This is a genomic window from Phenylobacterium sp., from assembly GCF_030697925.1.
Classification (GTDB): domain Bacteria; phylum Pseudomonadota; class Alphaproteobacteria; order Caulobacterales; family Caulobacteraceae; genus Phenylobacterium.
On record NZ_JAUYOJ010000077.1, the window covers coordinates 1 to 1143 of the forward strand.

The 1143-nt window shown below is 65.4% G+C and carries 1 protein-coding gene; it reads right to left on the reverse strand.

Features of this window, described 5'->3' with window-relative positions; translation table 11 throughout:
- Nucleotides 1-51: 51 nt before the first annotated feature.
- Nucleotides 52-1080 carry an IS110 family transposase gene (locus tag Q8Q88_RS07160; RefSeq protein WP_305674512.1) on the reverse strand — a complete coding sequence of 343 codons (1029 nt, stop codon included), beginning with the start codon at nucleotides 1078-1080 and terminating at the stop codon, nucleotides 52-54.
- Nucleotides 1081-1143 lie beyond the last annotated feature (63 nt).

Genomic DNA, 1143 nt, shown 5'->3' on the forward strand with positions numbered 1-1143 from the left:
CACTCCTTCGTCGCCCTTCCCAAACTTGTCCGGCGCAGTGGCGCCTGATCCCTATGCGGCTCGCAGCTGCGGCTCTCGATAGGCCTCGCCGCTGGTCATGATCGCCCAGATCATTCGGGCGGTTTTGTTGGCCAGCGCGACGGCGGCGATCTTGGTGCTTCGCCTGGCCATCAGCTGCACAAGCCAAGGCCGCTTTGTGCCATGTCGCTCGGCGTATCGGATGACGGCCATCGCCCCGACCACCAGCAGCTGGCGCAGGTATCTGTTGCCCTGCTTGGTGATCCCGCCCAGCCGCTCCTTGCCGCCGCTGGAGTTCTGCCTGGGCACGAGGCCGATCCAGGCCGAGAGGTTGCGACCAGACCGGAAGGCGTGGGGATCGGGCACGCTGGCCACAATGGCGCTGGCTAGCACCGGCCCGACGCCTGGCACGGCCATCAGCCGGCGGCCGACATCTGTCGACCGCGCGCTCGCCAGGATCAGCCGATCGGTCTCGAGCGCCTCGCGGTTCACCAAATCGAGCTGATCGGCCAGCAGCTTCAGACAGATCCTCGCATGCACCGGGACGCGCTCGTCTGAATCGTCTCGGACGATCTCGACCAAGCTTTGCAGCCCGAGACGGCCGATCGGCGCCACCAGGCCAAACTCGGCCATGTGCGCCCTGATCGTGTTGGAGAGCTCGATCCGGTGACGCATCAGGATCATCCGGGCCCGGTGGATCACCAGCACGCTTTGCTGCTCAGGTGACTTCACCTCGACAAAGCGCATCGTTGGTCGGGTCACGGCCTCGCAGATCGCCTCCGCGTCGGCCATGTCGTTCTTCTGTCGCTTCACATAGGGCTTCACGTACGACGGCGGCATCAACTTCACCACGTGGCCCAACTCGGTCAGCCGACGCCCCCAATGGTGCGCCGTGGCGCAGGCTTCGATCCCGACCCGACAGGGCGGCAGCTTCTCAAAAAACGGGATCAGCTTGGCCCGGGTCAGCTTCCGCTGGACCACGACCTGGCCCCGAGCATCAACTCCGTGGACCTGAAACACCGACTTGGCGATATCCAAGCCCACCGTAACCACCTCTTCCATGGCGCTCCTCCATCTCGGCCGCGGCAATGCTGCGACCAGGGTGGGGAGCCGTCCACGGCATCA